Source organism: Pseudoduganella sp. OTU4001 (assembly GCF_038440195.1).
GTDB lineage: Bacteria > Pseudomonadota > Gammaproteobacteria > Burkholderiales > Burkholderiaceae_D > Rugamonas.
Genome location: NZ_JASATG010000049.1, coordinates 1 through 21,416 on the forward strand (window position 1 = coordinate 1; position 21,416 = coordinate 21,416).

Below are 21,416 nucleotides of genomic sequence, written 5' to 3' on the forward strand. Positions count from 1 at the left end.
TTTATTAGAGAAGCCCGCCAGGCATATTTGCCGGCGGGCTTTTTGCATATCTGCGCCAGATTTCTGCCAGCCTGCCGTTTTCCTGCATCTTCAGCAGCGCATCATCCACCAGCGCACGCAGTTCATGCGCATGCTTATAGCGGCGTGAAACGCCCATGTAGAACGCCGTCTTCGGCATGCCCGGCATTGGCGCTCCCACCAGGTCGCGGTCGGCGAGGTAGTTTTTGCCGATTGCTGCGAAGCCTGCCATCACTTCATGCTTTTCCAGGAACAGGACACAGCGCGACGCGTGCAGTTTGGCGATCAGCGATTCGAAGTCGCGTGCGCCCTGATCGACTGTGCCGGCGGGCAGTCCGTAATTGACGTAGTTGTAGCCATGGATGCCGCAAACCCGGTGCCGTCGCAAGTCGGCGGGTGAATGGACCGGCGGCCCTTTCGGGTAGTGGCGGCGCGAGTAGTAGTAATAGGTCGTGGTGGAGTAATAGGCGCGCGTCATCAGGAAGTTGCGCATGCGCTCTTCGTTATAGGAGAGATTGAGCACCATCTGGAACTGCTGCCCCAGCGCGGCCACCGCCTGGCAACGCGGCCAGGGAATCAGCTCAAAGCTGACGCGGATGCCGTGCTGTTTCAGGATTTCGCTGATCACGTCGACGGCGTAGCCGGTCAGTTTGCCGGACGCCCCGTCCGCGCCGCGCTGGCGGTAGACATAAGGCGGCCATTCATTCTCGTCCTCGCAGATGGCGATTTGGGCGATGGCGCTCGTGGCAGTGCTGTCCCGTCCAGTACAGGCCAGCGCGGCAGCCAGGATCAGCAGCGATGGCTGTATGCCCATCTTCACAGTCTTCCACCCAGGGTGATGAATAGTTCGCGCGGGGCGCCGGTCAACAAGGTTGGGAAGCTGCCGGAGGGATCGCTTGCCGCGAACTGGTTGGAGCCGATGGTGCCGAAGTAGCGTTTGTCGAACAGGTTTTGCACCTGGATCTGCAAGGTCCAGTCGCGCCAGCGATAGCCTCCCGCCAGGTTCCAGACGGCGTAGCCCGGCACGCGGCCGTCGTTGGTATAAGTGTAAAAGCGCGCCCCCGTGTATTTGCCGCTGATGCGGCCGAACCAGTGCTTGTCGTCGTAAGCCGCCTCGGTCTGCCACATGGTGCGGGGAGAGTCGACCACACGCTTGCCATCGACCGGCACGGTCTGGCCAAGGTCGATATAGTTCGATTGGTAGCGGGCGTCGTTGAAGGTCAGGGAGTTGAACCAGGTCCAGTACTGGAGCGGTTTCCAGCTGACGGCAAGTTCGGCTCCGCGCGCTGCGGCGCGGCCGACGTTTACGACGGTGTTGGGGCAGCCCACGACACCGGCGCAGGTAGCCACGCTGAGAATCCTGTCGCGGAAGCTGTTGGCATAGAGCGCCAGAGATCCGGCCAGCGGGCCGCGCTGCAGCCGGATGCCCGCGTCGGCGGTAATGGAGGTCTCGGGCCGCAATCGTGCGGCGCCGAGATCAAAGGCTTCCTGGCTTTGGGAGAACTGGCCATACACACCGGCTTCGAATGCGCGCATATTGCGTGACAAGGAGGCAAACAGCTCGGTTTCACGGTCAAGGTCGTAGCTGGCGCCCAACTGCGGCAGCGAGGGTTTTCTCGCTTCCAGCCGCCCGCCGGCGCGCGACCGGTCACTGCTCGTTGCATCAATGGTTACGCGCGGATGCCTGACGCCAGCGGTCAGCGCGAGCTTGCCGTCCATCGCGCGCACGCTGTCCTGCAAGTGGAATTGCGCGGTTTGCACATGGAAGCGCTGGACAAAGCCGGTGAGGAAGGGATGGTGGAGGAAATGGTTGGTGTCCTGCGGTCCGGTCGCGGCGTAGTAGCGGCGCGCCAGGTCGTGGATATTGTGTTCGAACCAGAATCCGGCGCTGATGGCATGGGCCCCGGCGTAGCGGGTGGCGGCGGCCAGCACGCCATGGCGGTTGATGCCGTACTCGGTCGTCCTGATCGAGATTGGATTGGCGGCATCGGTCGGGGTGTAGGGCGTGTACCAGTGGCCCTGGCCCTCGTTGCGATGGTAGTAGGCCGTTGCGTTGGCGACCGTGTGCGCCTGGACTGGCGCATAGTGCAAGGATACGTAGGCCAAGTGGTCCTTGCGCAGGCCGCGCGCAGCGTAATAGCCGTCATCGAGATTGTTCACGCCCCCGCTGAAGATGCCGCGTGCGGCCAGTACTGAGCGTTTCCAGTCGGGTGCATAGTTGTCCCACAGCCAGCCAAGCCTGTCCCGCATGTCGCGCGAGAGGTCCTGGTAATCCGTTTCCTTGCGCTCCGCATAGTTATAGAAGGCGCGCCCGGTAAACGGACCAGCGCTGTGCATGGCTTTGGCGTTGAACTGCTTCAGGTCCTGCGGCCCTATGCCTTTCCATTTCTCGGCGTGCTGGCGCAGGGCGCTAAGATAGAAGCCCTTGCCGCTGTCCATGCGCAGCATGGTGCGGACTGTATGGTGGCTGCCGACGGTTTGCAAGGCGCTGGCGGCGGCCAGCGGCGCCGGATCGTTGGAAAAGAACTGGATGGCGCCGCCAAGGCTGCCGCTCGATGCGGTGCCGGGTGCCGCCATGCCTTGCGCCAGTTCGACCTGGCGCAGGTTTTCCGGAGTGATGGCGCGGCTGATATGCAGCCCGTTATTGTTCCCGTAGCTCATATTCCCAAGCGGGACGCCGTCCAGCGTGAAGCCAAGTTGCCCCTGGCTGAAGCCGCGGATGCCGATCCGGGTTGACCACTCATAGGAAGAAAAAGCATCGGCGGACTGGAAGCTGACGCCTGGCAGCTTCTCCAGTGTGCGCAACGGGCTGGCGCCCGGCAAGGCGCCGAGCAGGTCTTCGCGGGTGATGTTCTGCACCTGGCGCGTTTGGCCCTGTCCGAAGATGCGGACAACGGCCGTTTCCTGCGCCGATGCGGAACAAGCCGCACAAAGGACGCTGCATGCCAGGAACTTCATGGAAGACCTCCCGGCTGAAATTATGCCACTTCAGGCTCAATACTTCCATTGCGCCTGCAGGGTAAGGCGCCGGTAGCCGCGATGCGCACCCCAGAAGCTGTTTTTTCGCCCGTCCGGCAACTGGGCGCCAGCGGTCAATGTCAGGGACGGGCCGATCGCTTGTGCAATGCTGGCCTGCCACAGGCTGTCATGCTTGCGCGTGTTCCAGGCGCCCGAGAATTCTGCAGTGGTGCGGCGGTCCGAGCGGAAGTCATAAGTCAGTTTGAACATCGCGCTGCGTTCGAGGATGCGCTGGAAGTCCGGCCATCCATATGCATTGAAGGCGCTTGCGCCCTGCGTGCTGCCGGCATACTGGAGCACGCCGTACAGCGTGTCACCATCGCTGAAAACGTCGGACAGCTCCTTGTCGATGCTGGCCACGTAGCGCAGGTAGGCGGGCCGTTCGCCCTGGCGGTACTGGGCGGCTTCCGCGCGCACGATGCTGTCGCCGGCAACCTGGCGCGCCGCGGTCAGCGCAAGCACGCGCAGCGCTTCATAGGCCAGCTGCATAGTGGGCGCGACATGCTCCCCATCGAAGTAGACGACGCTCCAATCGGTCTGCGCCGCGTTGCCGGCCAGGCGAAGCGCATACTGTGCGCCGTTGACGGCCTGCTGCGCGGGCCAGCGGCCCGGCAGCAGGGATTTCCGGCGGCCAGGCATCCAGACCGCCTCGATACTGGTCTGCGCGCCATACCGCACGCTGAGCGCAGGCGTCGCCAGCTTGCGGACGCGGGTAATGTCGCTCCAGTCGCGCGGATTGAGTACGTCGGCCGGGCTGATCGTATCCGTCAGGCTCCAGTCGAACAGCTGGCGTCCAGCGCGGACATCCCAGCCCGCGCCGCGTGCAGCGACGTAGGCCCGTTCCAGGCGCAAGCCCTGGTCGGGATGGTGCGGGTTGTGCAGCACGGCTTGCGGCTCCACCAGCCAGGAGATGTTCTCGCTGAAGTTGCCGCTGGCGTCATGCTTCCAGCGCAGCTCCGACGGCGAGTCCGGGCCGGCGGCCTGCCATGCCGTGATTTCACCGTGCTGGCTGTCGGCGCTGGCCTGGGCGCAGCAGGCGAGAAGGATTGCGGGCAGGGCTTTACTTACTGTTCGCACTCTCTGTCTCCAGCAGGTTCTGGACGCTGAACATCTGCTCGGCCAGCGGAATATTGAATTGGCGCTTGTGCACGATGAGCGTGCTGCGGCTGGCGTCGAGCGCAAGCGTCATGACGATGCGGTTGGCGCGCCAGCGGCCAGGCGCGGGAAACTCCAGCTCTTCGAACGAGAGTGTCTTCAGCAGCTTGCCGCCGGCGTCGAAATAGTCGATGCGCAGCGGTACGCCTTGTGCATTGAGCGCGATGTCGCGCCGTGCGTAGCCGCTCGCCGTGCCTGGCTTGGGCGTGGCGGCGACCATGGAGCCGGCAGCACCCTGGCTGATGTAGCGGTAGTCGAACTGGCTGGTCGGCTCCGCGATCAGCTGTTTTGTGTCTTCGAAGGTGAACGCGGTGTCGGCGAAATATTTGTTCTCGCGGTTGCCGGCGATGCGGCGCGCGCTGGTCCAAGAAGGCTGGCGCAGCCAGACCTGGTCGCCGCCGTTGGCGTTGCGCTCGACCAGCAAGCCGAGGCCAAGGTCGGCGGCCGGCTGGACGAATTTGATGGCCAGGCGCTGGCCCTGCTCGCCGTAGCGGACGCGCCGCCAGACCATCTTGTTTGGCTGGGCTTGCCCGGCCTGGATGACCTGTACTTCTACCAGTTCCTGTTCGCTTTCCACGCCACTGCGGTATTGCTGCCATGCCTTGGCGATGGCGGCATGCGCACTATCGTCGGCGTGGGCGGCGGCAGCCGCCAGGGCGGCTGCGCTGATGATCCATTTCTTCACTTGTTTTGTCCTGACAGGAGGTTGATTTGCTGGCTAGTTAGTCCAGTTCGGGCACGCGGCTGGCGGCTGCATAGCGGCAGCAGGGCCGGCATCAGCAGCAGGGCGCCGATGGCGCAGGTGGCAAGCATCACCAGCATCACGACACCGAGGCGCTGGATCGGCAGGAAAGGCGACAGCATCAGGAAGCCGAAGCAGATCGCATTCAATGCCGCGTCGGTCAGCGTGATGTAGCCGCGTTCCGCCAGCGCGAAGTGCAATGCCTGGGCCGGCGATTGGCCGTCTTCCAATGCGCTGCGGTAGTCATCGATCAGGTACAAGTCGAAGTCGATGGCCGCGTTGATGCCCAGCGCGGTGGCGCAGGCGGTGGCCTGGTCGAGCGGAATGCTGAATGCCGCCATCAGCACCACAATCGCGGCGTAGGCGAACATGAACGGCACCGTCATCGCGCAGGCGGTCGCCCATGGGCGCAATACGCGCGCCCGACTGCTCAGCCAAATGCCGCAGCACAGGATCACCAGCGGGAACGACAGCAGCACGTTGAGCGGCTTGCCTTCGCTGATATACAGGTCGGTCTGGTGGTAGGCATGCAGCGGGCCATACGCCAGCACCTTTAAATCGGGGAACTCGCGCGCTGCGACAGCCTCGACCTGCTGCGCGAAAGCGCGCAGCGAGTTCGAATTGTCGGCCGGATGCGAGACATAGAGCGCGAGGCCGCTGCCGGTCCACAGATAGCGGGCCAGCGCCGGCTGTTGCAGGTCCCAGCTGATCTGCTGCAGGCGGTCGTGCGCCTGCTGGGTGGTGGCTGGCAGCGGCGGGCCGCCTTCCTGGCGCCCGATATAGGACAGCGTGTCAAGCACCGAGTTGGCGCCGCGCGTTTCGGCAAGGCCGGCAATGCGCGCCTGGAAGGCTGCGGCACGGTGCAGGAATTGCGGGTCCGAGATTGCGTTTGCGCTGCCGGCTTTTGGTGCGACGAAGTAGGACAGGCGGCCGAAGCCGATATTGCCTTCGCGGTTCAGCAAGTGGCGACCGCGGTCGACGATGGTGCCGGGCAGGTAGTCGATCGGCTTTTCCTGCACGACGATCCATTTGTCCGGCGCGGTCACGTCATGCAATACCACGGCGCCGGCTGCGGCAACCGTCAGGCCGCACGCGATCAGCGAAGCGCGCGCGGCGTGTGCGCCTGAGCGGCTGATCATGCCGTAGCTCCAGCGCGGGAAAGCCTGCACACCGCGCTCCCACAGTCTTTGCAGGGCGCCCAGCTCTCCCTGGCGTTGCACCGGCGTGCCGCCGAACGCGATCTGCAAGGCGGGCAGCATGCTACTGACCAGGATGCGCTGGAAGCAGATGCCGATGGCGGACAGCACGCCGACTTCCATGATGCCGCGGATGCCGATCTGCGGCAGCGTGGCAAAGTTCAGCACAGCGATGGTGGCGGCGACGTTTAGCGGCAGGTGATGGCGTTCGACCTGCGCCCATAGCGAAGGCGCTGGCGCATCGGGCTGCGCCGCATGCAGGCTGTTGAAGCGTTCCAGGGCGCGGGTATTGAACGAGATGCCGGCAACGATCATGGCCGACAGCACCAGCAGGAAGTAGACCCGTTCCGCCAGCGGTGCACCGAAAGCCTGCACGCCAAGCAGGTCCGCCAGGGCGATGGTGCCGCGTACCAGGACGAAGGACGCGAAAATGCAGCCGGAGCTGTACAGGGCCTGTTTGAGGGACTTCAATGCAAGCAGCGCTGCCAGCGTCGCGATCACCAGGCCGATGGTGGAGTAGAACAGCACGTCCGACATCAGGGCGAAGTGCATCAGGCCGCGTCCAACCGACCAGCCGCCCAGGCTGACGTTGCGGAATTCTTCCGCCGGCTGGATGTCGCCTTTCAGCAGCAGCCACTCGAGCGGATGGATCGGGCGCTTCTCCAGGTATTCGGCGACCTGCTGCACCAGTTCGAGCTCGTTCGTCCCTTCCGGCATGAAGAGCAGGATTTGCGCATAGCGGAAGTCCTTGCCGACCAGGAGGCCGGAAGCAGTAGGATCGGCCGCGACTTCTTCGCGCCATTGGTGGAGCGGCATCGGCAGCGACAGTTTCCCGTTGCTGCCGACCCAGGCCGGATCGATGTGCGGCCTGCTTTCCAGTTGACTGGCGCTGGAGGTGTAGGCGTAGCTGTCGGCCGCCAGGCTCCAGACCACAGCTTGAGGGAAGCGCTGCTGCAAGTCCTGCGTCATGCGCAGCACCTGCAGCATGTCATGCTCGTCCATCCCCTGCGGGAAGGAGAGGACGAAGCTCATTGGATCGCCCTGGCGCAGGCCCTTGTTGCGGTTGGCCTCCTGCTGCGCGATGTAATAGGGGTTGTGCTGGTCCAGCAGCGCATCCTGCACGATGCCGGCCGCCGGCACGCGCAGGTTCAGCCACAGGAAGCCGGCCAATAGCATGGCGATGGCAGCCAGCATGGCCAGGGCGGCGCGCCGCGAGGTGAGGAGGCGCGTCATGCGGCCCTCCTTGCGGCACTTCCCACGACCGGGAAGTCCAGATTGAAGCGGGTGACAGGCTGGCCGAAACAGTGCGGCCGGGCGGCGCTGATTTCCACCGATTGGAAGGCGTCTGCCAGTGCGGCCATATTGCTGCGGTTGACGCTGAACCAGTCCTGGTTCAGGCGGCGATGCTGGCGCTCGCGGTAGATCGAATGGAACAGGGCCAGCGACTCGGCGAAGCAGCCGAACACCGTCTGCGGCGCCAGCTTCAGCATGCGCGACGAGGTTTCGCCCAGCACGAAGTGCAGCAGGGGCGAGTGGCCGTTGCCGGCATCCTGGCGCACCACCAGGCGGTGGCATTTGGCGTATACATCTTCGTCCAGGTTGGCCGGTTCAGCCACGTCCACCACCAGCAGCTTGCGCGCGCGGCGGCGCAAGTTTTCGACCGTGGCTGCCGTCAGCTTGGCGTCCGGGCTATGGGTGCAGCAGATCACGGCATCCACGTCGCCCACCAGACGCAAATCGTGGAACAGCTGGACGCCGGGGAAGCGGCGGCCGAAATCCTCCAGCCGCGCCGGCGTGGCGCCAAAACCCGCCACACGGTAGCCCTGTTCCAGCAGGAAGTTGGTCACCTCCGTGCCTAGGATGCCGTAGGGGCCGATCACCAGCACGCGGGCGCGCGTGTCGAGCCCCGCCTGGTCCAGGGCGCGCTCGACGTCGCGGCATAGCAGCAGGGCGGTGCCGTTGTCGCCGATGGTAAACACCATGCCGGGAAACATGGTTTTCAATGCGGCGCCATCGCGCCCGAACAGGCGCTTGGTCGATGCCGCCAGCAGGACGACGCGGGCGCCGCGCGATTCGGCCCAGCGCACGGCATCGATGAATAGCTCGCGGCCACGGGCGCGGCCCTCGCGCGTCATCAGTTCCGCTGCGGTGATATCGAGGCCGCGAACGCGTCCGGCCACGCCATTCAGGTAGATGCGGGCGCCGTTGGAGTGGCCGCGCGGCGGGCGGCGGCCGCCCCAGAACAGGTGGCGTTCGTGTTCGTCGCGCACATTGGTGATGATGGCGACATCGACGACCGGACTGCCGTTCAGGTAGCGCCAATGGGCGCGCCAGTCGGCCAGGCGGCAAAGGGTGCGCCACAAGTCGGCACGCAGGGCTGCAAACATAAGGTCCTCCGCAAAAATTGGGAAGACCGCAGTCTAGGCAGACGCCCAGCATAGCGACATAAGGAAAACACCGTAATTTTCAGCGCGGGATGAAAACCAGGAAGCCGCTGCCGCGGCCCGGCCGGGAGACGATGCGCAGCTGGTAGCCGCATTGCTGGCACAGGTTGCGCACGATGAACAGCCCGAGCCCGAAGCCGGCGCCGCCTGTCTGGCCCTGGCTGAACGGCTCCAGCAGGGCGGCCTGGGTGGCGGGCGGGATGCCGGGACCGGTGTCCCAGACCTGCAGTTCGATGCCGCCCGGGCGCCGGCGCGCGCCCAGCAGCACCTGGCCCTGCGGTGTATAGCGGATCGCGTTGGCCAGCAGGTTGTTCAGGATACGGTACAGCAGCAGGCCCGAGCCGGCCAGCGCCAGGTCCGGCCGGCACACGCGCAGGCGCAGGCCCTTGGCCGCAGCGGACGGCGCGAATTCCTGCTGCAGCTGCGCCATCAGTTCATCGAGCCGGATGGTTTCCGGCCCGGTTGCCTCCTGGCGGCACTGGACGATCAGGTCCTTTAGCAGGGTCTGGGCATAATTCAGCGTATTGTCGATATGGTCGGCAATGGGCTTGTGCTCGTGCTGCTGGCTGAGGGCCGCCATGGCGTAGCGGAGCGACGCCAGCGGCTGCGAAATGTCATGGCTGGCCGAGGCCAGTTTGAGCTTGTGCTGCTCGGCCTGGGCCAGGGCCAGCGACTTGGCCTGTTCCGCCTGCAGCAGTTGTTCGGTCTCCGCCAGGCGCCGCGTGCGCAATTCGGCCTGCTGCTCATTGAACTGGCGCAGCTGGCTCAGGACGGCGGTGCCGAAGAAGAAGGCCTCGCCCAGGTAGCCGTACTTGGGGTAGGACAGTACAGGAATGCCCGGCAGGGGATTGAACCACAGGAAGCTGAAGACCAGCAGCAGGATGGATACGCACAGCGACAGCACGCCGAGCAGGTAGAAGCGGGCCGCGGCCACGTTCTGGCGCACGCCTTCGATGGCGCCCACGATGGCCAGCACGGTATAGGCGGAACCCAGGGCCATGATCCACGTCATGGTCGGCAGGGCCAGCTGCACCAGCATCAGCGCCGCGCCGGAGGCGATGACGGCGAGGTTCAGGCGGTAAAGGCGCGGCATGCGCCAGCGCATCTGCAGGAAACTCGATGCAAACGCGGCGTGGCTTATCAGCATGGTCAAGGCCAGCAGGGTAGGAACCTTCATGTTCCAGGCCGGGGCGTCGGGCCACAGGAACTGGAACCAGTAGCCCTCCACCTGGGCGATGAAAAGCACGCAGCTGGCCACCAGTACGGCATAGATGCGGTAGCTGCGGTTGCGCAGGCTGCCAAGGCCGACCGCCAGCAAAGGCACCATCACCAGCATGATGCCGAAGGTGATGCCGTTGCCGACATTGCGGCGGGTATCGTCCGCCAGCAGCTGTTCCTGCGACAGCAGGCGCGGGGAGAGCGGCGTGGTGCCATGCGTGCGGTAGCCAACCAGCAGGGTGGTGGGCCCGGCGCCGGTGACGGGAACCAGCAGGCGGCGGTGCTGCAAAGGGCGGTCGACCACGCGATGCTGTTCGTTCAGCTGGACGGCCAGCCGCCAGTGGTCCTCCTCGCCCTGGTAGGCCTGCAGGCGGAACGCGTCCGGTAGCCCGATATCCAGGTAGCTGTTTGCCATCGCAGGCTCGATGTCGATGCGCAGCCAGATGAGCGAGGCGTCGGCGCCCACGACGGCCGGCGCCGGAATGGCGCGCATGCAGCCGTGCAAATTGACGGGCGCCTGGCGATCGCCCTGGCAGGCGGCGCTGGCCAGCGTGAACCAGGGCAGGAGTACCATTGCCAGCATGGCGCGCAACAAATTCAGCATTCGCTTCCTATACAATAACGAGGCAAAAATTTTAACATCCAGCCTTGACCACCATGCATATCCTGCTCGCCGACGACCACGCCATTTTTCGCCAGGGGCTGGCCTTGCTGCTGCAGTGCCAGCCGGGCTACCGGATCGTGGCGGAAGCGGCGCGGCTGGATGAAGTGCTGCCGCTGGTCCAGCAGCATGCGCCGCAACTCCTGATCCTGGACTATCACATGCCGGGCGGGGAATCGAGCGCGGTGCTGGCCTACTGCAAGCAGCGCTACCCGGCGCTGAAAGTGATCGCCCTGACCGGCGCCCAGTCAGGCATGGCCTACCGCCAGCTGATCGATGCCGGGGCCGATGCCGTGATGGTGAAGGATGCTTCGGCGCCCGAGCTGCTGCGCTGCATTGCCGACGTGATGGCCGGCCGCAAGGTGGTGCCGGAGCATGTCCGGGAGCAGGCGGAGGCGGTGGACAGCGGCCTGACGCCGCGCGAGGCGCAGATCCTGCAGCTGATCTACCAGGGCATGGCGACGGCGGAAGTGGCGGTGCAGCTGAACCTGTCCGTCAAGACCATCGACAAGCACCGCGAAAACCTGATGCGCAAGCTGGGCGTCAACAATGTCGTCCAGCTGATCCACAAGGTGCAGGAACTCAAGCTGGTTTAAGCAGGGCGGCCAGCAGCGGTTCGCAAGCTGCGGCCAGCCGATCCAGGCTTGCTTCGCGCAGGGCCGAGCTGTCGACGGCATGCTGTGAATCCAGCCCGGCCCAGTGCAGCAAGGCCTGGCCTGCCTGCGGATGGTCGAACAGGCCATGCAGGTAGGTGCCAAGCACCTGGCCGTCGGCCGAGATGGCGCCTTCCGCGCGGCCATCGATCATGAAGGCCGGCTGCGCCAGGGCGGCGCCGCTGGACACGCCCATGTGGATCTCATACCCGGCGACTGGCGCATCGGCAAAAGCGCAGCGGCCAGTGACCTGTTCCAGGCGCTTTTCGCGCGTCAGCTCAGTCCCGATGTCCAGCAGCGCCAGGCCATGTTCGCTGCCCGGCGCACCTTCCACGCCGTGCGGGTCGGCGACTTCGCGCCCCAGCATCTGGAAACCGCCGCAGATCCCGATGACTTTGCCACCATAGCGCAGGTGGCGCGCAATGGCTTGCGGCCAGCCGCCTTCCTTCAGGCTCTCCAGATCGGCGCGCGTGTTCTTGCTGCCAGGGAGGATGATCAGGTCGGCCGCCGGAATGGCTTCGCCCTTGCGTACGAAGCGCAGGTCGACTTCGGGATGTGCGCGCAGGGCGTCGAAGTCGGTATGGTTGCTCATGCGCGGCAGGCTTGGAACGACAATGCGGAAGGCGCCGCGTTCGGCTTGTACTGCCTGCACCGCATCTTCGGCGTCGAGGTAAAGCCCGTGCAAATAGGGCAGTACGGCCAGCACCGGTTTGCCGGTTTGCGCTTCGAGCCAGTCGAGGCCAGGTTCCAGTAGCTTGATGTCGCCGCGGAAGCGGTTGATGACGAAGCCGACGATGCGATTGCGTTCGCTCTCCGACAGGCAGGACAGGGTGCCGACGATGTGGGCGAATACGCCGCCGCGGTCAATGTCCGCGCACAGGACGACGGGGCAGTCCACCGCCTCGGCAAAGCCCATATTGGCGATGTCGCGGTCGCGCAGGTTGATTTCCGCCGGGCTGCCGGCGCCTTCCACTACCACGGTCTCGTATTGCGCCAGCAGGCGCTGATGCGATTCCAGCACGGCCGCCATGGCGACCGTCTTGTACTGGTGGTAGTCGCGTGCGTTCATGTCGCCGCGCACCTTGCCGTGGATGATAACCTGGGCGCCGATATCGCTGCTCGGCTTGAGCAGTACGGGGTTCATGTCGGTGTGCGCGGGGACGCCGGCGGCGATAGCCTGCAGCGCCTGGGCGCGCCCGATCTCGCCGCCGTCGACTGTGACCGCGCTGTTAAGCGCCATGTTTTGCGGCTTGAAGGGGGCGACACGGACGCCGCGCTGATTGAGCAGGCGGCAGATGCCGGCCACGATGGTGCTCTTGCCGGCGTCGGAGGTGGTGCCCTGAACCATCAGGGTGCGGAAACGAAAGCTCATTTTGCAGGGCGGTGCTTGCGCGCTTCTTCCAGCTTTTCGCACAGGACAGCGGTGCCGGCGATCATGCGCGGGCCGGCGCGGTTCAGCAGGTCACCCTGGACGGTGAACAGGTTGTCCTGGCGCGTCGCCTTGAGCGTCTTGTATGGACGCCACAGGTTGACGCCGCCGTAGTCTTTTTCGGCGGTGCCAAAGATGGCTTCCGGATCGGCTTCCAGCACCGCTTCCACGCTCACTACCGGCGCGGTCACTTTCTGGTCGGCGAAGATGTTTTGGCCTGCGCACACTTTCAGCGCGTCGCTGACGATATGCTCGCCGTTCAGGGTGTAGAGCGGCTTGTCCCACACCTGGTAGAAGGTGCGCACGGGTGGGCGCGTCGAATACTGCGCGCGCAGGGCGGCCAGCTTCTGGCGCAGCTCCTTGGCGGCGGCATTGGCGGCAGGCTCGGTGCCGAGCAGCTTGCCGATCTTTTCCAGGTTATCGGCAATCTGGTCCAGCTTTTTCGGTTCGCTGTGGTACATCGGGATGCCCAGCTGGCGCAGTTGTTCGATCTGGCGCTCGGAGGAGCCGTGGCGCCAGATGACCAGCAGGTCGGGCTTCATGGCCAGCAGCCGTTCCATATCGACCTGGCGGTTGTCGCCGACGCGCGGGATCAGTTTGGCCGCTTCCGGATAGTCGCTGTAGGTGACTGCGCCGACGATTTTCTCGGCGCCGCCTGCAGCGAACAGCATTTCGGTGACGTGTGGTGCCAGGGACACCACGCGCTGCGCCGGTTTTGGCAGGGTGACCGGCTTGCCGTCGTCATCGTTCACGGTGATGGAGGCTTGCGCCTGCGCGGCGCACAAGGCGGAAATCAGCAGATATTTTTTCATTGCTCGGTCCATTCTTTCAATGCTTGTTCGAGGCGCTGCCAGCCTGCTGCGTCCGGCGGCAGGCCGAGGCGGATGCCGCGCGCCGCTTCGCGGAACAGGCGCACCCAGATGCCGCGCCGCGCCATGTGTTCGTGGAAGGCCTCGGCGCGCGCTTCCGGCCACCATTGGAACAGCGCGGTGCCGTGGCTGGTGATGCCGTGCTGCGCAAGCAGGGCGCGCAGGCGGGCGCCGCCGGCCTGCAGTTGCTCTTGTGCGGCTTGCTGCCACGCGCTGTTCTCCAGGGCGGCTCGCGCGACTTGCTGCGCCGGGCCGCTGACGGGCCAGGGGCCCAGCATATCGGCCAGCGCCGCCAGGATGTCTTCCCGCGCGGCGACGAAACCAAGGCGCACGCCTGCCAGTCCGAAGAATTTGCCGACAGAGCGTAGCACGATCAGGCCCGGCGCCTGTGTGGCGTCGGCGACGCTGTGCGCGCCGTCGGTATCGGCGAACGCTTCATCCACTACGAGCCAGCCGCCGCGTGCGGCCAGCGCGGCTGCCCATTCGAGCAGGCTGGCGCGCGGCAGGCTAGCGCCGGTTGGGTTGTTGGGATTGCAGACGACCAATACGTCTGCGCTGCCGACTACCGCATCCAGCTCTCCATACGGCACGGCGCTGGTGCGGTGGCCGTGTTGCGACCAGTGGTGCAGATGTTCCGCGTAGCTCGGCGAGGCGACCACCACGCGCGATGGCGGGCGCAGGCGCGGCAGCGCCTGGATCGCGGCCTGGGTGCCGGCGACGGCTAGCATGCGCGGGGCAGCGTAATAGCGCTGTGCGGCTAGCTCCAGGGCGGGATCATGCTCCGGGAGACGGTGCCAGGCATCGGCTGCCAGGGCAGGGGCCGGGTAGCCGTTCGGATTGAGGCCGGTCGACAGGTCCAGCCAGTCATGGCGGCCATAGCGTTGCGCTGCTTCGCGCAGTTTGCCGCCGTGTTCAAGCATGGTGTACTCCATAGGCGATGGCCAGCGTGGCGGCCAGCCACAACATGCTGGTGTTGCGCACCAGGCGCCATGCGCGCGGGATATCCGCTGCGGCGGCGCTGGCGCCTTCGCCAAGCGGCGGACGCTGTTCGATTTCGCCGTGGTAGCTGGCGGCGCCGCCCAGTTGCAGGCCAAGCGCGCCCGCGCCGCTCGACATGACGGGGCCTGCGTTCGGGCTGCTCCATGCCGGGGCCTGGCGGCGCCAGCATGCCAGTGCGCGGCGCGTGCCTTGTGCACCGGGCGCCAGCAGGGCGTATGAAATGGCGGTCAGGCGCGCGGGCAGGTAGTTCAGGGCATCGTCGATGCGCGCGGCGCTGCGTCCGAACAGGTTGAAACGCTCGGTGCGGTAGCCCCACATGGCGTCCAGCGTGTTCGCCAGGCGGAACAGGACGGCGCCGGGTCCGCCGGCGATGGCGAACCAGAACAGGGTGCCGAATACGGCGTCGTTGCCGTTTTCCAGCATGGATTCGGTGGCGGCTTTTGCCAGGTCGGCTTCACCGGCTTGTTGCGTATCGCGGCTGACGATGCGAGCGGTCAGGGCGCGTGCTTGCGGCAGGTCGCCTGCCTGCAGGGCGTGCCAGATGGGGAGCATGTGGTCGCGCAGGCTGCGCAGGCCGAGGCAGAAATAGAGCAGGACGGCATGCAGCGCGGCCTGGATCGGTGCGGATGCAGGCTGAGTGCAGAGCCATACCGCCAGTGCAGTCAGCGGCAGCACGGGGAGCGCCCAGGCCAGCATGCCGCGCACGAAGCGCGGCGCACCGTGTGCCCGGTTCAGGCGAGCCTCGATGGCGGCAGCGAGGCGGCCAAAACCGACCAGCGGGTGGAAGCGCGAAACTTCACCCAGCATGGCGTCGAGCAGCACCCCGCCCAGCAGGGCGGCGGCAAACCAGGTCCAGTCGAGGCTTGTCAGCATCAGGCGTCTTTCAGCATCAGCGGCAGGCCTGCGGCGACGAAGGCGACGCGGTCGCAGGCGGTGGCAACGGCCTGGTTCAGGCGGCCGGCCTCGTCGGCGTAGCTGCGCGAGACGGCGCCCCAGGGGACGATGCCCATGCCGACTTCATTCGACACCAGCACGACGTCGCCGCGTTCTTCCGCGAGTTCGGATAGCAGGGCGGCGCGTTCTTCGTGGAAGCGGGCCGGCAGCTCAATGGCGCCGACGTCCGGATACTGCCTGCCGTCGCTGAACATCAGGTTGGAGAGCCAGAGTGTGAGGCAGTCCACCAGCACCATGCGTTGCGGGGCGCGCCATGCTGCCAGCGCGGCGGCCAGCGCCAATGGCTGTTCAACGGTGCGCCAGGATGCCGGGCGCTGCGCGCGGTGGCGGGCGATGCGGGCGGCCATCTCCGCGTCGCCGGCAGCGCCGGTGGCGATGTAGATGACTTCCTTGCCTGAGTTGGCGGCAAGCTGCTCGGCATAGGCGCTCTTGCCGGAGCGGGCGCCGCCGAATACCAGGGTGCGCGTCATGCTGCACTCCGCGAGAACATGGCTGCCACGGCGGCCGGGTTGGAAGGGAAGTAAGCGTGGAAGTAGGACACTTGCAGCGATCCAATCCGGTACACGGCTTCTCCGGCTGCGCCGCTGGGATTCTTTTGCGTGGTGGCGGCTGCGGGCTGGGATGTTTCCAGGCGCGAGTAATGGAAGGTATGGCCGCGCAGCGGGCCATGCGCTGTCGGCATGGCTTGCGCGCCGAGGCCGGCGAGGCGGGCTTGCATGACCACCTTGCCGGGCAGGAGTCCTGCCATCGGCCACTCGCGGCCTTCCTTGTCTTGCAGTGTGTCGGCCAGCGCCATCATGCCGCCGCATTCGGCCACGATCGGCAAGCCGTCGGCATGGGCGGTGCGCACGGAGGCTTGCCAGCGTTTGCCGGCCGCCAGCGCGGCGCCGTGCAGCTCGGGATAGCCGCCCGGCAGGTAGACTGCCGTCGCCTCGCGCGGCACCGCTTCGTCCGCCAGCGGCGAGAAGAACTCCAGCTGCGCCCCCAGGGCTTCCAGCGTCGTCAGGTTTGACGGGTAGAGGAACATGAACGCCGCGTCGCGCGCAATCGCTATCCGCGCTCCCGCCAGCGGCAGTCCCGCCACCGCCATACGCCCGCCCTGCGTGGCGCCGCTGTCCGGGTGGGCGATCTGCGCGGCAGGCAGCGCATCCCATGCCGCGAGGTCAAACGCCAGCTGGTCCGCCAGCTCGTCGAGCAGTCCATCGAGGCCCGCGACTTCATCCGGCAATACCAAGCCCAAATGCCGCTCGGGCAGCGATACCGCCTGTTTGGGTAGAGTCCCCAGCAAGGGGATGTCGCGCAGTGACGCCGCCACCATCGCCGCGTGGCCAGGGCTGGCAATACGATTCGCCACCACCCCCGCCATCTCAACCGGCCCATACGCCCGCAGGCCATGCACCAGCGCACCAGCGGTCTGGGCCATCGCCCCGGCGTCGATCACTGTTAGCACCGGCAGCCCAAACTCCCGCGACAGGTCCGCAGCCGACGGCGTGCCGTCATACAGTCCCATGACGCCCTCGACCAGGATGGCATCGGCATCCTGCGCGGCCTCCGCCAGCAAGGCACGGCAGCGCTCAGCCCCCACCATCCACAGGTCAAGCGACTCGACCGGCGCCCCGCAGGCGCGCGCCAGCACCATAGGATCGATGAAATCGGGTCCGCATTTGAAGACCCGCACCCGGCGCCCCGCACGCACCAGCTTGCGCGCCAAAGCGGCGGTGACGGTCGTCTTGCCCTGGCCGGAAGCCGCCGCCGCGACCAGTACCGCGCGCGCTACCATTCGGTACCTGGCTGCGCCGCGATGCCGGCCTTGAAGGCATGCTTCACCACCGTCATTTCAGTGACGGTGTCCGCCACCTCGATCAACTCCGGCGGCGCAGCACGGCCGGTGACCACCGCATGCTGCATCTCCGGCCGGTCGAGCAGGTCGGCGATCACCTCATGCACATCGAGATAGCGGTACTTGAGTGCGATATTCAGTTCATCCAGCACCACCATGCCATAGGACGGATCGCGCAGGAAAGCGCGCGCCTGCTCCCACGCTTGCTGCGCCTTGGCGATATCGCGTTCGCGGTTCTGGGTCTCCCAGGTATAGCCCTCGCCCATGGCGTGGAAGCTGCACTCCTCCGGGAAGCGACGCAGGAACTGCTCCTCGCCGGTCGACATGGCGCCCTTGATGAACTGCACCACGCCCACCTTCATGCCATGTCCCATGGCCCGCATCGCCATGCCGAAACCGCTCGAGCTCTTGCCCTTGCCGTTACCGGTATTGACGATCAACACGCCGATATTCTTGTCGGCCGCCGCGATCTTGGCGTCGATGATGGCCTTCTTGCGCGCCATGCGGTCGCGGTGGCGGTCGTTAATATCGCTCATGCTTGCGGACTCCCGGGAATAAAGATGGTGCGTTCGCCGTGGCGGACGATTTCGATTGGATGGTCAAGGTATTCGCTTAGCAGCGCAGGCTGCATGACATCGGCCACCGGGCCGGCCAGCCAGCGCCCGTCGCCCATCAGCAGCAAGGCGTGGCTGGAGACGCTGTGCGCCAGGGTCAGGTCATGCCCCACCATCACGACGGTCTTGCGCTGCTCGCGGCACAGTTTGGAAAGCAGCGACATCACGCTGACCTGGTGCGCCAGGTCCAGCGCATTGGCCGGTTCGTCGAGCAGCAGCAAGGGCGTGTCCTGGGCCAGCATGGCGGCAATCGCCACGCGCTGGCGTTCGCCGCCGGACAAGGTGCGTACATCGCGCGCCGCCAGGTGCTCAACCTCCATGGCTGCCAGTGCCGCCATGGCAGCGTGATGGTCGTCGCTGTTTTCCCAGTAGCGGTTGTCGTGGTAGGGATGGCGCGCCGAGAGCACGGTCTCGATCACGGAATAGGAGAAGGCATCGCTGCGCGCCTGCGCCAGAAAGGCACGCTTGCGCGCCAGTTCCTGCAGCGGCCACTCGCCCAGCGCACGGCGGTCGATGCTGACGTAGCCGCCTTCCGGCTCGCGTAGTCCGGCCAGGGTGCGCAGCAAGGTGCTCTTGCCGGCGCCGTTGCGGCCGATCACGCTCCAGCATTCGCCGTCGCCGACTTGCCAGTCCAGCTGTTCGACCAGGGTGCGTTTGCCCATGGCCAGGCGCAGTTGATGGGTAGCGATCATGCTTACTTCCTCAGCCGGTGCAGTTGATACAGGAAGACCGGCGTGCCGACCAGCGCCGTCACCACGCCGGCAGGCAGCTGCTGCGGCGCGATGATGGTGCGCGCCAGCGTATCTGCCAGCACCAGGTAGGCGCCGCCCACCAGCGTGGCGCACGGCACCAGCAGGCGATGGTCGGGACCGAAAGCGAAGCGGCAGGCATGCGGCACGATCAGGCCGACAAAGCCGATGCTGCCGGCCGTGGTCACCGCGCTGGCGGTCAGCAGGCCGGAACAGAAAAACAGGCCCTTGCGCAGTGCGCCGACGCGGATGCCCAGCGTCGCCGAAGCCTCCGCATGCAGCGCCATCACATTGAAGGAGCGCGCCGCGCGCAGGGCAAAGGCCAGGCAGCCGGCCAGCACGAACCACGGCAGCCAGCGGATCGGGGAGCCGGACAGGTCGCCGATCAGCCAGAACACCATGGTGCGCAGGCGGCTTTCCGGCGCAATCGAGAGCATCAGCGTCACCAATGCGATACAGCCGGAGGACAGCACCACGCCGGTCAGCAGCAGCATGGCGGTGCCGCCTTCCGCCGCCGTGCCGCCGCGCAGGTCGCGCCGCGCCAGGAAATACAGCAGCATCGAAATCACCACCGCCCCGGCGAACGAGGCGGCATCGACCATCCATGCGGCGCACATGAACAGGAGCGCAGCCAGCGCGCCGACCGAGGCCCCGGACGAAATGCCCAGCACATACGGGTCTGCCAGCGGGTTGCGCAGCAAGGCCTGCATCATGACGCCGGCCAGCGACAGCGAAGCGCCGGTGACAAAGGCGGTGGCGGCGCGTTCGGCGCGCAGGCCGATCAGGTGGCCCGGTAAAGAGGTGGGCTGCCCGCTGATGAATTCACGCAGAGCGCCAGGCAGGTCGGCCAGCGGGATGCTGACCGAGCCGATCATGCCGGCGGCCACCATGCTGGCCAGTGACAACAGCACCAGCAGGATGATGACGGTGGCGGCGCGCAGGCGCAGCTTGGCGGAAAGTGGATGCATAGGGGCAGCTTATCTCATTTATTTGTAGCCGTAGCGCAGGCCGGCATACACGCTGGAACCGGCGGTGCCGTACAGGCGCGCGACTTCGTACTGCTTGTCGGCGACATTGTTCCAGCGCAGGGTGGCCGACCAGGACGGGGCGAAATACCAGGCCCCGTACAGGTTCAGCAAACCATAGCCGCCCAGGCGGTTGCGGTTGGCCGCGTCGTCGAAGCGGTAGCCGGAAACCTGCCACTCGGCGCCTCCGCGCAGGCTGCCCGCAGTATATTCCAGCGCGACATTGCCGTGGCGTTTGGCGCGGCGCAGCAACTGCTTGCCGGTGCTGTCGTCGCGCGGGTTTTGCAGGTCTGCCGTGGCCTCCATGGTGAAGGCGCTGCCCAACTGCTGGCGTGCCGACAGGGTGATGCCTTCCAGGGTGGCGTGGTTGACGTTATAGGCGCAGCCGCTCTTGAAGCCGGGTACCGGGCATGGCGTGGTGTTCACCAGCAGGTCGGTCAGCTTGTTGCGGTAGGCCACGGCGCCCAGCTGGGTACCGTTCTGTTCATAGCGCAGGCCGATTTCTCGGTTGCGGCCTTGTTCCGGGCGGTTGCCCGGCAGACCGTAGCCTGGATAGTACAGCTCATTGAAGGTCGGCGCGCGGAAACTGGTGCCGTAGCTGGCGTTCAGTCGCAGGCCGGGCGCGATGCGGTAGCCGTAGCCCAGCGAGCCGGTGCTTTTGGAGCCGTATTGCGAGCTGTCGTCATTGCGTGCGGCGGCGGCCAGCAGGTGGTCGCCGCGCTTCATGTTGTAGCTGGCGGCATAGGAACTGGTGCTGCGTTCGCGTACCAGGGCGGCGGTGTTGGCCGCGACTTCTTCCTTGCGGTGTTCGGCCAGCAGCTGCAGGCTGTCCGGGCCGAGCGCAATATCGTGCTGCCAGCTGACCATGGACTGCGTGGTGTCGATCTGGCTGGCGCTGGCGGTGAAGCTGCCGGATTTGTCGCGCGATTGCGAAGCCTGGGTGGTCATCTTCCAGTTGCGGGCCACGCGGTTGCGGGAGGACAGGGCGATGGTGTCCAGTTTTTGCGTATTCCAGGCGCGCACGGTAGCGCCGCTGTCGAAATCCGACTCCTGGTCGATATGCATGAATTGCGCTGCCAGCTCATGGCCCGGCGCGATCTGCCATGCCAGCTGGCCGCTGGCATGTTTGCGGTCGTAGCCGTCGTCGTCCTTGTTATAGCTGCTGATGCCCGGCAGGGTGGAGGAGAAGCCGTCGGCGCGCTCCTTGCCAGCGCTGAGCGCGTAGCTGATGGCGCCGGCCGAGCCGGAAATGCCGGCGCGGCCGGCGCGCGTGCCATAGCTGCCCGCCAGCACAGCGGCATCCAGCGCCAGAGCGCCCTGGCCTTTGCGGGTGAAAATCTGGATCACGCCGCCAATGGCGTCGGCGCCGTAAATGGTGCTCAGGGGACCGTACACCACCTCGATGCGCTCCACCGCGCCCAGCGGGATGGCATTCCATGCGGCGGCGCCGCTGGTGGCGGAGCCGATGCGCACGCCGTCCAGCAGCACGATCACCTGGTTGCTGTTGGCGCCGCGCAGGTAGACGTTGGAGTTGGTGGCGCTGCCGCCGTTGCGGGTGATTTCGATGCCGCGCTGGCGCTGCAGCACTTCCGTGATGGAGCCGGCGCCGCTGCGGGCGATCTCCTCGGCGCTGATGGTGAGCGTATCGCTGATGATGTCTTGCGCTGCCTGCGGTGTGCGGGTGGCGGTAACGACAACGGAATCCAGGGCGGAGGCAGGTACGGCAAAGGCCAATGCCAGCGACGCGAGGGCCGCTTGCCGGGTGGCGGGAGATGTCATGTCAATTTCTTCAATGAGCCGCCGGCCCACGTCCCCGTAAGCCGGCAAGAACG

At 66.1% G+C, this 21,416-nt stretch carries 18 protein-coding genes; 1 reads left to right on the plus strand and 17 read right to left on the minus strand.

Going from position 1 to position 21,416, the window contains the following annotated elements; all coding sequences use genetic code 11:
• Positions 1–4: 4 nt before the first annotated feature.
• The 7 genes from AAHE99_RS25280 to AAHE99_RS25310 all read right to left on the minus strand — a co-directional run bounded on the left by AAHE99_RS25280 (position 5) and on the right by AAHE99_RS25310 (position 10,395).
• Entirely contained in the window at positions 5–832 is an 828-nt protein-coding gene (locus tag AAHE99_RS25280) for a substrate-binding periplasmic protein (protein ID WP_342120635.1), read from the minus strand.
• A gap of 2 nt (positions 833–834) precedes the next feature.
• Entirely contained in the window at positions 835–2,976 is a 2,142-nt protein-coding gene (locus tag AAHE99_RS25285; protein ID WP_342120636.1) for a TonB-dependent receptor, read from the minus strand.
• Positions 2,977–3,012: 36 nt separating this feature from the next.
• Positions 3,013–4,113: a hypothetical protein gene (locus AAHE99_RS25290; protein ID WP_342120637.1), complete on the minus strand. Its 1,101-nt coding sequence runs from the start codon at positions 4,111–4,113 to the stop codon at positions 3,013–3,015.
• Entirely contained in the window at positions 4,097–4,876 is a 780-nt protein-coding gene (locus tag AAHE99_RS25295) for an outer membrane lipoprotein-sorting protein (protein WP_342120638.1), read from the minus strand. Before AAHE99_RS25295 ends, AAHE99_RS25290 begins: the two co-directional genes overlap by 17 nt.
• The gene (locus tag AAHE99_RS25300; protein ID WP_342120639.1) at positions 4,873–7,362 is read right to left on the minus strand and encodes an MMPL family transporter; all 2,490 of its coding nucleotides are present in this window, start codon (positions 7,360–7,362) and stop codon (positions 4,873–4,875) included. The genes AAHE99_RS25295 and AAHE99_RS25300 overlap by 4 nt, the downstream gene beginning before the upstream one ends.
• Complete coding sequence (locus AAHE99_RS25305; protein WP_342120640.1) at positions 7,359–8,516, minus strand: hypothetical protein; 1,158 nt, start codon at positions 8,514–8,516, stop codon at positions 7,359–7,361. Before AAHE99_RS25305 ends, AAHE99_RS25300 begins: the two co-directional genes overlap by 4 nt.
• Positions 8,517–8,595: 79 nt before the next feature.
• Positions 8,596–10,395, minus strand: a complete 1,800-nt coding sequence (locus tag AAHE99_RS25310) for a sensor histidine kinase (protein WP_342120641.1) — start codon at positions 10,393–10,395, stop codon at positions 8,596–8,598.
• Positions 10,396–10,448: 53 nt separating this feature from the next.
• Between AAHE99_RS25310 and AAHE99_RS25315 the strand changes: the two genes are divergently transcribed.
• Positions 10,449–11,048, plus strand: a complete 600-nt coding sequence (locus tag AAHE99_RS25315; protein WP_342120642.1) for a response regulator transcription factor — start codon at positions 10,449–10,451, stop codon at positions 11,046–11,048.
• Here the strand turns inward: AAHE99_RS25315 and AAHE99_RS25320 are convergent.
• From AAHE99_RS25320 to AAHE99_RS25365, 10 genes are read right to left on the minus strand one after another with little or no spacing between them, the layout of a single operon-like run.
• A complete protein-coding gene (locus AAHE99_RS25320) occupies positions 11,035–12,477 on the minus strand; it encodes a cobyric acid synthase (RefSeq protein ID WP_342120644.1) in 1,443 nt (480 codons plus the stop codon). The genes AAHE99_RS25315 and AAHE99_RS25320 overlap by 14 nt on opposite strands.
• On the minus strand, positions 12,474–13,346 hold the full coding sequence (locus AAHE99_RS25325; protein WP_342120646.1) for a cobalamin-binding protein: 873 nt from the start codon (positions 13,344–13,346) through the stop codon (positions 12,474–12,476). The genes AAHE99_RS25320 and AAHE99_RS25325 overlap by 4 nt, the downstream gene beginning before the upstream one ends.
• Entirely contained in the window at positions 13,343–14,323 is a 981-nt protein-coding gene (gene cobD / locus AAHE99_RS25330) for a threonine-phosphate decarboxylase CobD (protein ID WP_342120648.1), read from the minus strand. The genes AAHE99_RS25325 and cobD overlap by 4 nt, the downstream gene beginning before the upstream one ends.
• Positions 14,316–15,275 (minus strand): adenosylcobinamide-phosphate synthase CbiB, encoded by a 960-nt coding sequence (gene cbiB / locus AAHE99_RS25335; RefSeq protein WP_342120649.1) that lies wholly within the window; start codon positions 15,273–15,275, stop codon positions 14,316–14,318. The genes cobD and cbiB overlap by 8 nt, the downstream gene beginning before the upstream one ends.
• Positions 15,275–15,826, minus strand: coding sequence for a bifunctional adenosylcobinamide kinase/adenosylcobinamide-phosphate guanylyltransferase (gene cobU, locus AAHE99_RS25340; RefSeq protein WP_342120651.1), 552 nt, complete (start codon positions 15,824–15,826; stop codon positions 15,275–15,277). Before cobU ends, cbiB begins: the two co-directional genes overlap by 1 nt.
• Entirely contained in the window at positions 15,823–17,136 is a 1,314-nt protein-coding gene (locus AAHE99_RS25345; RefSeq protein ID WP_342120652.1) for a cobyrinate a,c-diamide synthase, read from the minus strand. The genes cobU and AAHE99_RS25345 overlap by 4 nt, the downstream gene beginning before the upstream one ends.
• Positions 17,130–17,732: a cob(I)yrinic acid a,c-diamide adenosyltransferase gene (cobO, locus tag AAHE99_RS25350; protein ID WP_342120653.1), complete on the minus strand. Its 603-nt coding sequence runs from the start codon at positions 17,730–17,732 to the stop codon at positions 17,130–17,132. Before cobO ends, AAHE99_RS25345 begins: the two co-directional genes overlap by 7 nt.
• The gene (locus AAHE99_RS25355; protein ID WP_342120655.1) at positions 17,729–18,502 is read right to left on the minus strand and encodes an ABC transporter ATP-binding protein; all 774 of its coding nucleotides are present in this window, start codon (positions 18,500–18,502) and stop codon (positions 17,729–17,731) included. The genes cobO and AAHE99_RS25355 overlap by 4 nt, the downstream gene beginning before the upstream one ends.
• Positions 18,503–18,504: 2 nt before the next feature.
• The gene (locus AAHE99_RS25360; RefSeq protein WP_342120657.1) at positions 18,505–19,527 is read right to left on the minus strand and encodes a FecCD family ABC transporter permease; all 1,023 of its coding nucleotides are present in this window, start codon (positions 19,525–19,527) and stop codon (positions 18,505–18,507) included.
• Positions 19,528–19,545: 18 nt separating this feature from the next.
• The gene (locus AAHE99_RS25365) at positions 19,546–21,363 is read right to left on the minus strand and encodes a TonB-dependent receptor domain-containing protein (RefSeq protein WP_342120659.1); all 1,818 of its coding nucleotides are present in this window, start codon (positions 21,361–21,363) and stop codon (positions 19,546–19,548) included.
• Positions 21,364–21,416 lie beyond the last annotated feature (53 nt).

Bases quoted from the DNA above. Each gene is read 5' to 3' on its own strand.
- AAHE99_RS25280 (WP_342120635.1), bottom strand. From the start codon at position 832: ATGGGCATACAGCCATCGCTGCTGATCCTGGCTGCCGCGCTGGCCTGT.
- AAHE99_RS25285 (WP_342120636.1), bottom strand. From the start codon at position 2,976: ATGAAGTTCCTGGCATGCAGCGTCCTTTGTGCGGCTTGTTCCGCATCG.
- AAHE99_RS25300 (WP_342120639.1), bottom strand. From the start codon at position 7,362: ATGACGCGCCTCCTCACCTCGCGGCGCGCCGCCCTGGCCATGCTGGCT.
- AAHE99_RS25305 (WP_342120640.1), bottom strand. From the start codon at position 8,516: ATGTTTGCAGCCCTGCGTGCCGACTTGTGGCGCACCCTTTGCCGCCTG.
- AAHE99_RS25310 (WP_342120641.1), bottom strand. From the start codon at position 10,395: ATGCTGAATTTGTTGCGCGCCATGCTGGCAATGGTACTCCTGCCCTGG.
- AAHE99_RS25315 (WP_342120642.1), top strand. From the start codon at position 10,449: ATGCATATCCTGCTCGCCGACGACCACGCCATTTTTCGCCAGGGGCTG.
- AAHE99_RS25320 (WP_342120644.1), bottom strand. From the start codon at position 12,477: ATGAGCTTTCGTTTCCGCACCCTGATGGTTCAGGGCACCACCTCCGAC.
- AAHE99_RS25325 (WP_342120646.1), bottom strand. From the start codon at position 13,346: ATGAAAAAATATCTGCTGATTTCCGCCTTGTGCGCCGCGCAGGCGCAA.
- cobD (WP_342120648.1), bottom strand. From the start codon at position 14,323: ATGCTTGAACACGGCGGCAAACTGCGCGAAGCAGCGCAACGCTATGGC.
- cbiB (WP_342120649.1), bottom strand. From the start codon at position 15,275: ATGCTGACAAGCCTCGACTGGACCTGGTTTGCCGCCGCCCTGCTGGGC.
- cobU (WP_342120651.1), bottom strand. From the start codon at position 15,826: ATGACGCGCACCCTGGTATTCGGCGGCGCCCGCTCCGGCAAGAGCGCC.
- AAHE99_RS25345 (WP_342120652.1), bottom strand. From the start codon at position 17,136: ATGGTAGCGCGCGCGGTACTGGTCGCGGCGGCGGCTTCCGGCCAGGGC.
- cobO (WP_342120653.1), bottom strand. From the start codon at position 17,732: ATGAGCGATATTAACGACCGCCACCGCGACCGCATGGCGCGCAAGAAG.
- AAHE99_RS25355 (WP_342120655.1), bottom strand. From the start codon at position 18,502: ATGATCGCTACCCATCAACTGCGCCTGGCCATGGGCAAACGCACCCTG.
- AAHE99_RS25360 (WP_342120657.1), bottom strand. From the start codon at position 19,527: ATGCATCCACTTTCCGCCAAGCTGCGCCTGCGCGCCGCCACCGTCATC.
- AAHE99_RS25365 (WP_342120659.1), bottom strand. From the start codon at position 21,363: ATGACATCTCCCGCCACCCGGCAAGCGGCCCTCGCGTCGCTGGCATTG.